Source organism: Bacteroidota bacterium (assembly GCA_018816945.1).
GTDB lineage: Bacteria > Bacteroidota > Bacteroidia > Bacteroidales.
In genome coordinates this window covers 1-9,645 of record JAHIVC010000045.1, presented here as the reverse complement: position 1 = coordinate 9,645, position 9,645 = coordinate 1, and the positions used below count along the sequence as shown (strand labels likewise).

9 protein-coding genes are annotated in these 9,645 nt (G+C 35.6%); 1 reads left to right on the top strand and 8 read right to left on the bottom strand.

From position 1 onward, the window contains the following. Positions 1–1,962: S9 family peptidase (locus tag KKG99_07280; GenBank protein MBU1012790.1), on the top strand; the 1,962-nt coding region annotated here is incomplete at its 5' end. Between the two features lie 257 nt (positions 1,963–2,219). Here KKG99_07280 and KKG99_07275 read toward each other — a convergent pair. The 8 genes from KKG99_07275 to KKG99_07240 form a co-directional block, all read right to left on the bottom strand. Beyond that, a complete protein-coding gene (locus KKG99_07275) occupies positions 2,220–2,825 on the bottom strand; it encodes an isochorismatase family protein (GenBank protein MBU1012789.1) in 606 nt (201 codons plus the stop codon). A 235-nt stretch (positions 2,826–3,060) separates the two neighbouring features. Further along, positions 3,061–3,987 carry a CPBP family intramembrane metalloprotease gene (locus KKG99_07270; protein ID MBU1012788.1) on the bottom strand — a complete coding sequence of 309 codons (927 nt, stop codon included), beginning with the start codon at positions 3,985–3,987 and terminating at the stop codon, positions 3,061–3,063. Between the two features lie 10 nt (positions 3,988–3,997). Then, positions 3,998–4,471: a nuclear transport factor 2 family protein gene (locus tag KKG99_07265; GenBank protein MBU1012787.1), complete on the bottom strand. Its 474-nt coding sequence runs from the start codon at positions 4,469–4,471 to the stop codon at positions 3,998–4,000. A gap of 206 nt (positions 4,472–4,677) precedes the next feature. Further along, positions 4,678–5,532, bottom strand: coding sequence for a hypothetical protein (locus KKG99_07260; GenBank protein MBU1012786.1), 855 nt, complete (start codon positions 5,530–5,532; stop codon positions 4,678–4,680). A gap of 129 nt (positions 5,533–5,661) precedes the next feature. Then, the gene (locus KKG99_07255) at positions 5,662–6,660 is read right to left on the bottom strand and encodes a hypothetical protein (protein ID MBU1012785.1); all 999 of its coding nucleotides are present in this window, start codon (positions 6,658–6,660) and stop codon (positions 5,662–5,664) included. 6 nt (positions 6,661–6,666) lie between these two features. After that, positions 6,667–7,587, bottom strand: coding sequence for an alpha/beta hydrolase (locus tag KKG99_07250; protein ID MBU1012784.1), 921 nt, complete (start codon positions 7,585–7,587; stop codon positions 6,667–6,669). A 189-nt stretch (positions 7,588–7,776) separates the two neighbouring features. Then, complete coding sequence (locus KKG99_07245) at positions 7,777–8,739, bottom strand: alpha/beta hydrolase (GenBank protein MBU1012783.1); 963 nt, start codon at positions 8,737–8,739, stop codon at positions 7,777–7,779. Positions 8,740–8,749: 10 nt separating this feature from the next. Further along, the coding region (locus KKG99_07240; protein MBU1012782.1) for a DUF1648 domain-containing protein at positions 8,750–9,645 on the bottom strand (896 nt) is incomplete at its 5' end.

The window sequence follows — 9,645 nt, the reverse complement described above, 5'->3', positions numbered from 1 at the left end:
TGGTACAGCGTAAATGCACCCGAAGGAACCAAATATTATTTGGTGGATGCCAAAAAGAAAAAGAAATCGGAACTCACCAAAGAGGTGGCAGATAAATTAGTGGTAAAAACGATCACGATTAAGGATGCCGTAGTTTCACCCGACGGTTTGAAAGCCGCTTTTATTCGCGATTATAATCTGTGGATGAAAATCATTGCCAGCAATGAAGAAATTCAGTTAACCACCGACGGCGTCGAGGATTTTGGATATGCCACCAATAATGCCGGCTGGACCAAGAGCAATCGCCCTGTTTTGGACTGGTCGCCAGATTCGAAGATGATCGCCACGTTTCAACACGACGGTCGCGGAGTAGGGGAGATGTACCTGGCAACTACCAATGTAGGACATCCCAAACTGGAAGCATGGAAATATCCATTACCAGGTGACAGCCTTATTTTCCGCGTTGAACGTGTAGTTATTCATGTGGACCAACCCAAAGTGGTACGTTTAAAAATGGATCCGGATCAGCATCGATCAAGCATTACCGATCATATTGCTTCGGGCAGCGGCATTGCCGACCTGCAATGGAGCAACGACAGCAAACAACTGGCTTTCCTTTCCAATTCGAGAGATCATAAAGAAGCCTGGCTGCGAACGGCAGATGCGAATACCGGTGAAGTAAAAACCGTGTTTTATGAAAAAGAAGAAACTTTTTTCGAATCGGGTGCCGGAAAATGGAACTGGTATGTGATGAAAGAAAGCAATGAATTTATCTGGTTCTCGCAAGCCGATAATTGGGGACATTTGTATTTGTATGATCTTACGACAGGTGCCTTGAAAAACCAAATTACAAAAGGTGATTGGAGGGTTTTTCAGGTACTCAACATCAATGAAAAGGACCGCACTATTTATTTTTCGGGAGGGAGCCGCGAAGCAGGCGATCCCTATTATCAGTATTACTATTCCGTGAAAATGGATGGTTCGGATTTAAAATTGCTCACACCCGAAAATGCTAATCATAACTGGAAGTTAGCACCAAGCGGAAATTATTTTACAGATTCTTACTCAACACCGCAAGATGCGCCCATCACGGTTTTAAGGGATAAAAAAGGAAAGTTGCTGATGGAACTCGAAAAAGGCGACATTTCAAAATTAATTGCTTCGGGATGGCAGGCTCCCGAATCATTTACGGTGAAAGCTCGTGATGGAAAAACCGATTTATACGGATTGCTTTGCAAGCCAACCAATATGGATCCTACTAAAAAATATCCCATCATTAATTATATTTATCCGGGACCACAATCGGGCAGCGTTGGCAGCAGAAGTTTTGCTGCTTATCGTGGCGATCGTCAATCCTTAGCTGAGCTTGGGTTTATTGTGGTTGCATTGGATGCACTGGGAACCCCGATGCGTTCCAAATCCTTCCACGATGCTTATTATGGAAATATGGGCGACAATGGTTTGCCTGATCAAATTACTGGAATGCAGCAACTGGCCGAAAGATATTCGTGGATCGATATCGACCGAGTTGGAATTTATGGTCATTCGGGTGGCGGATATGCTTCAACAGATGCCATTCTGCGTTACCCCGATTTCTTTAAAGTTGCTGTGAGTGGAGCAGGGAATCACGATCAGCGTAACTATGAAGACGACTGGGGCGAAAAATGGCAGGGATTGCTGGTTCCAAATGCAGATGGAAGCAGTAATTACGACGATCAGGCGAACCAAAATCTCGCGAAAAACCTGAAAGGAAAGCTGTTGATTACCCATGGAAGCATGGATATGAATGTTCCTTTTTATAATTCGCTTTTGGTGGTAAACGAATTGATTGCTGCCAATAAAGATTTTGATTTGATCATTTTCCCAAATCGTGGTCATGGTTTTGGACGTGAAACCTATATGATCCGCAAACGCTGGGATTATTTTGTGAAATATTTGCTGGGTGCAGAACATCCAAAGGAATATGTGATTAAGGATAAGTAGAAAACCGGCCGAATAAACTGAAGCTGTTATCAAATTAACCTCAGTTCAATCTGATCATATTCACATAAAAAATTTTCCCCCGTTGGGTAATGATAAATTCAGAAAGTCAAGCGATCAGGCTTATTCTGCAAATAAGAAGTCTCAACACGAAAAGTCAGAGTTAAATCTATCTATATCTGTTTATTACTGCTAAACAATTCTTGCCATGTTGCAATTGTTGGCAAAAGCATAAAATTTAATTTCCAATTAAAGTGCATTTATTCTTTGTTATCTGTCAGGGTATTAATATCAATTATTTTAATTCCCTTTTTTATAAGTTTTATGATCGCTTCATCTTTACTTTTTTGTGATTTTCCAATAATGGCTTCCGGAATTGTGTACATATCATAACCAAGTTCCTTTCCCTCAATCAAATATTCAGATATAAATTCTTCCGCCATAACGCCGATCATCACAATTTCTTTTGCGTTGATTTGCTTAAGGAAATTTCTTAGTTTTTCTATGGTAAATACACTGAAATTATCATTTATAAAAATATGATCATTCACCACATTCATTCTTTTATCAAAACTCATCGCTTGGGCATCGATAGTAATATATAAAAAAGGAAAAGAAAGGGACAAGATTAATACTTTATGGATGCTCTTTATGTAAATTACCTTGTGGGGGTCAGTATGATTAATTACATAGTTGACAGAATCAATTATTTTTTGAGCAGAAATTTCAGGCAGTTTATTTTTTGTATAATATTCCTGAATATCTAGTACGATCAGAAATTTATCTTCAATAATGTTATTCTGCTGTGAATAGCAAAATAGGTTAACGAAACAAAAGAATATCAATAAAAACAGGATTTTTTTCATATGTTTTTTCTTTTTTTGTGATTTAAGAAGAATTTTTTCGTTGTATGAAAAACCAGAACAAGTTTCTAATTCATCTTGTTGTAATTATGTTATGATAATAAAATTTATTCTGTGGAATAACAAATTTAACAATTAAATGCAATTCTAAAGCCTATTTGATAATACATAGAGTCGCAGTATTAAATTACAATAATGGCTCCATGTCAATTAGCGAATGGTTCAATCCCCACCTTAATTATCTATTGACCTTGATGGTAGTTTTAGCAAATGGATTTTTAACCTTTACAAACTGCTCTCTTTTAATAGCCAATAATAGAATAACTACACCAAATGCAATATTCACAAAAATTGACAAGTAGGATGCTTCAATTCCAAAAGAACCTCCTGTAATCCATTCTGGACCAGAGATATTGGGAGTGATGAATCCACCGTGAGCCATTCCTGAATTGTTCATTCCAAAAACTGCAGTTTGAAAATAATTCCAACTAAGATGAATGGCCCATACCATCCATATTCTACGTGTCAGCATGAAGGGTGCAAGAATTACTATATGCTCAAGCATTATCAGCGAGGAACTTCCTAGAGTTGCACCGTCATTTCCAAGATGCATCAACCCAAATAGCATCGAAGTTGCGATGAATGAAACAAGCGTGCCAGAATACTCTTCTATGAGCCTAAAAAAAATGATAGTAAAAATCAACTCTTCAAGTAGCGAACCATAACCATATCTTAAAAACCCTGTAAATAGAACTTGGGGCGAATTTAAATGATCAACAGCGTAGAAATTCAATATCCATAAAATAGCTGTTATAATAACAACCATACCTCCGCCAATTGCTAATCCTATACCAAATTCCTTATGCCATCCATTAAAATTTAATTCAAATGCCTTCCGTCCTTCAAAACTCTTGGTGTATTTAGCATACAATATAAACAGTAAAAAGATGAATACTGGAATTGTCGCATAATGAACATAACTTCCCAAAGGCTCTCCAAGCCCATCAAGGACAAAGATTGATAGCAGATTATAGGTTAAGATTACGGGTATCAGAAAAAGGAAGGCTACAAATATCCGGCTAAGGGGAAATTGTAAAATTCTTGATATTTTTTTCTTAGGCACAAGCTGCGAAAAAAGTTGAGTTGGAGTAATTTGATTTTTCATGAAGAATAGCTTAATTATTTATTGTTGAAAATTGATTGGCAACGGCTTTCCATTTATTATTTTCAAAAGTAAGAATATACATATCCCTGCCTTTTGTCTCTATCGTATCTTTTTTTGAAAAACACAACTTTGCATGATAATCATAACAAACAATAGCAGTATTTTCATATATATCAACCCGTGGATTTGACTCAATAAAAAATATAACTTCTGCTACATTTAAATAATCCTGATAGGATTTGATAATTTCCTTTTCCCCTTCGTATCTTTCAAATCGCGAAGGAGCAATTAAAACCATATTTTTATGAAAGAACAACGCCAAGCTATCAATATCCCTCTCTATGGCCCATAATCGATTAATTGTCTTCACTGTCTTCCATGCTTGAATTTTATATTCATCCTGTTTTGGGGAACAGGAAATAATAGTTAAACTTAATAAAATAACTAAGACTAAAATTGATGTCAATTGAAATGCTTTTTTCATCATAATAAAATTTATTTTTAAGGTATGATGGAACACCCATGTTTGCAATAATATTACTAGTGTGTTTGTGTATGGCAAAACATGGGTGTTTCATATTATTTCACCTTATTATTGATTTGTTATTAATACTATACTTACTTCAACCTTTATCTCAATTTTCTTAATCATTATAAATTTTTTAAAACTATCAGTTGAAAACCCCTCTATTATTTTACAGGGAAATGCTTTTCCAAAAATGGAAAAATAACCTTGCCAAATTGTTTTAGTGGAGCAGAATGCCCTCCTTCTATCGCAACATGCTCAAAATGGTACTTAAACTTTTTGGTACTTAATCTTGCCATCACTTTCTCCGACATGGGTGTCGATGGCCAAACCTCATCATTTTTAGCAGAAATAAGCAAAATTGGCCCTTTTATTTTTTCAACCATGATTAATGCTTTTTGTTCTGCAACAGTATCCTTTAGAACTTCTTCAAATGCCTTTCTCATTTCTCCATTCATAATAAAGGGTATAGCATCCTTAGTGGCTGGAACAAAGGGTAGTTCCTTATTCTTGTAGGTCCAGCAAGATGTTGAAAAACTCATTGTATGTCCAGGGAAAACGGCATGGCTGGGAACTAGTCCAATCACGCACTTAATATCCTTGTAATAACTTCCCATAACCAATGCAAGTTCAGCTCCTGTTGACCCTCCAATAATTGCAATTCTTTTCTTATTTATTTTTGGATTTTTGGAAGCTTCTGCAATTGCATAGTGAATATTTTCAATTGCGATAAGATTTAATGTATCGGGCATTCCTTCTCCTCCAAAGTAGCCAAGAGCTAAAAAAGCATATCCTTTTACCACAAATTGATCCCTCACTTTTCCCCATCCTTCACTCGCCCATGCATTTCCTCCTTCAGATCCACCCAAACCAACAATCAATGGCTGGTTTTCTCCTTCACCTAAATACAAAATACTATTTGTATTAGGTGTATTTAATGTAATTTGCGAAAATGCATTCAATGAGATTATCATTATTATTATTGATATCGATAATCGAATAAGTTTTTTCTGTTTCATTTTTCTGAGTGTATTAATTTAATTTTTCATAAATAATAGTTTTGTAATATATTTTTAAAATTTTTATCAAAGCCCAATTCTATTTAATGTCATGCCAGTCATACTCCTGTGCAACAGATTCAATTTGACTTAATTATTTTCTGAAACATTCTCAAGTATATACCTCAGCACAATTGGGTTTTTAAGCTTGGTAACATCAACATTTCCATCCATTACAAATTGACGCAAATTGGTGGTCGCTAGGCAATACAATTCATCATCAACAATCACTCCCGATGTGGGCTCGTTAAACAAGGGGTTATTCTGATCTATTATGGATGAAGAAACGATTTCGCGACCATCATCGCTTAGCACATATTGGGAAATATGATGCTTTTTCATATCGCCATCACCATTAAAAACCCCAACAAGACTGTTATTGTAAAGCATTAGCCCATCGATCCCTTTGGTTTCTATAGGCAAACTACAAGCAATTGGTTGAATGGATTTGTTTCTTAAATCAACGATTACAATCCCTTTTGTATTCGATGCAACATATAGCATTGAATCATCAGAAGAGAGAACCATTCCATTTGCACCCTCCAAAAGGTTATCGGACTCTAAAAACAGTTCAGCCCTGCTCAAATCTGATGGAACCAGAAAAATACTATTCCCGCCAAAATCTGAAATAAATGCATCACCCGATTCAGTAAGAGCGAGGTCGTTAAAAGTGGGAACTTTTCCCTTGGCAGTAAATAAACTCTTTATTAGCTTTCGAGTATCAATATTATAAATATGAACTGCCGATATCATGCTGTTGCCCCAATCACTATTTGAAACAATCCATAATCTTCTTCTCTCAACATCTACTTTCATTCCTAAACTGCGAAACATACTATCCTGCTCTTGTTTTACAAAATCAAAACAATTACCTTTTGTATCAATTGCAATCACTTTTTTCTTTTGAACACTGCTTACAAAAAATAATTTTGTTATAGGATCATAGGTAATGCCTTCAGGAAATAGGTCCTTCTCATCAATGGTAAAGGCAATTGTTGATGGTATTGAGTTTATCGAAATTTTTTCCTGAGCAGGTATAGCTGAAGTAGCTAAACCGATAATAAAAAAGAAAAGTCCTGCTTTTTTCATTGCTATTTATTTGGTCGGTGATAAAAACGCTTTAATTGCTGCCAAAATCTTTTCAGGTTGTTCTATCCAGGAATAATGACCGCTTTTTTCGACAAATACCAGCTTGCTATTTTTATAATAACGTGATAAAGATTGAGCTACCGATTCTCCCAATGGATCTTGTCTGCCATGAAGAATGAGCACTGGTTTATCGAAGTCCGAATTCTTTTTTAACAATTCAAGGCTTCTTTTGTACATATCATCCCACAAATAATCACCGAGACTTAAATTAAAGTCAGAGTCTTTCATGGTTTGAGTAACTAACAATGCTTTTTCTCTGCTAAAAAAATAGCCGGGCATTCTTGCCTTAATTGTTTCAACAATTGCATGGTGTTTATCAGTTGCCATTCTGGTTGAATCACTCCAATATTTTAGCAATTCCAGATCACCGGGATGTAGCCTCGACACGATATTGTCACTAAAATGCCTATAGACATTAAAATCAAATCCCAATGAGCCCATATGGATAAGCGAAGAAACTGATGTTGGATAGTCGTTGGTGTAAACAGCGGCTACGAACCCTCCATACGAGAAGCCAAGCACAGTCCATTGCTTAAACCCCAAATGATTACGAATAGCCTCGAAATCCTCAATAGTCAACGCTAACGAAATGCTGGAAGAATCTATTTGTGCAGGAGTAGATTTGCCTGTTCCTCTCTGATCAACCAAAATACACTGAAAGTCCTTGGAAAGCAGTTCGCACAAACTAAGATAACGATCTGAAACATCTCCAGGACCACCACCAATTATCAAAATTGGTAAACCTTTACCCATGATACGGTAGTAGATATCCAGTCCATTACTGTTCACTTTCAGGTCTTGCCCAAAAGTTCCTGAAGTCAAGATTGTGGTAAAAATAAATAGGCTTAAAATTCGAATTTTTTTCATGTGTTTGTTTTTAAATCAGGTTAATAAAGTGCAATAGAATTAGGTGTACTATTGATTTTAAGGTCAAAATCCATCCATCAGGACAATAATTGTTCAAATTATTGTTGGATAGAAGAATATTAACATAGAGTTGTTTGCCTTAAATTACCCTATATTCTTATTTGATCTCCTGATTAAAAACATTTTTAACTACTTGTTATTTATAAACTTCACAATTTCATCAACCAATCCTGCTTTTAATGGTAATTCAGGGTTATTATAGGTGGCCATATTTTTTTGAGGATCAGCTTCAGATTCTTTTAAAACATGATTCATATTTTCAATAATTAATAATTTTGCATTGGGTTTTGCAGCAGCAAGCAATTTTGCATCTTTTTCACTTACCTGTAAATCAGTGTTACCTTGAATAATTAAAGTAGGGGTTTTTAAGTTTTTAATTTCTTTAGCCGGATCATATTTTATCCATGAAATCATATAGGGCTGAACACTTGGGCGATATAGCGAAACCAGATAGGGACTCACCTGCGAAGCTAACTTGCCCATTTTTAAGGTATCCAATATTCGATTTGATTCTTCCATCAGTTGCGGTGGTAATTTGCTGACGAGTTGTTCTTTCAGCACTTCATCGATTGCCCTCCCTGCTCCCGAAATAGATATATATCCATCAATTTTGGTTTGTTCGGCGGCGATCATTCCTATCAATGAACCTTCACTATGGCCCAAAATAATAATTCTTGAAAATCGAGGATCAGCTTTTAATAATGCAACCCAATCTACCACATCTTTTATATAGTCGTCAAATCGAAGTTCAGCTTCACTTTTCATTGCCGCGTTGCTTTCCGCAATCCCTCGTTTATCAAATCTAAGTGTCGATATTCCATTCACAGCAAATCCTTCCGCCATCATTTTGAAGGCATTGGTTTTTAAACCAAGTGCCGAATTACAATCACGGTCGGTTGGACCTGAGCCGGCAATAATAAGAATAATTGGGCTTGGTTCAGGAGTTTCAGCGATGCTTAATGTTCCGTAAATATTGCCGGTAGTGGTTTTAAGTATCAGTTCTGATTCTGAGAAATTCACATTCTGTAAATCTTGAGACTTTAAAACTGTGGATAAGAATAATCCTGCGAAAATTAAAATTAGTTTTTTCATGGCTGGATTTTTAAGTAAGATAATTAGTCATAAGGATAATTAAAACAATTGCAATGAGTAAAATATAAGCATAAGGATTCCCAAAATTCAAAGTCCATCCCATTCCCGGGGTTCGTTTTGGTACGAGTACCCTTTTATCCCTGCTGTTGACATAAAATAATCCTATCCAAGGATCGGAATTTCTACTTTCTGACTCTACTGTATTCGCTAGAGTTTCCGATAACTCATTTCGTTTAAGGGCTTTTTTATTATTCAGATAAATTATATAGCTATACCCAGCAGGCAGAATTACTAAAATAATCATCATACCAATAAATAATACGTAAGCCTCCAATTCTTTTGGTAAGAAGATAATGATTAATGCTAAAGCAATGCCTGAAACAAACCAAAGTTTACCAATGAAATTTTGTGTTTTCTTCCATACAAATTCATCCTTATTCGTCCATTTAAATTTGTTTTTAAAGAGATTATTTGGCCTGACATTGCCCATGTAATTTCCAAGTATGGAAATCAAAAATGCAATAATGATATAGAGCAAGGAGCTGTTTATTTTACCTTGTTGAACGGAAAATATGATCATAAAACATAAGGTTGAGAAAAACAATGCCATAATAAATCGTAGATTCTCAAATGTTTTAGGATCAATCGTAAAGCTGTTTTTATTGTAAACTCGTGGTATAAATTTAAGAAACAGGTAAATCCCTACCGTTAAAATTAATAATACGATTGTGATGATATTTTTACTGCCATATCCGTTGGGATTTCCAATCGCATCAAAATGGATTGGAATTGTTTCCGGCAATGAACTCCATAAATAAAAATAGTATAATAAAGGAGCGATGGTAACCAATACTATAAAGATTTCTTTTAGAGGTTTTTGTGCTTTCATTTTTTTATTAATTAGTT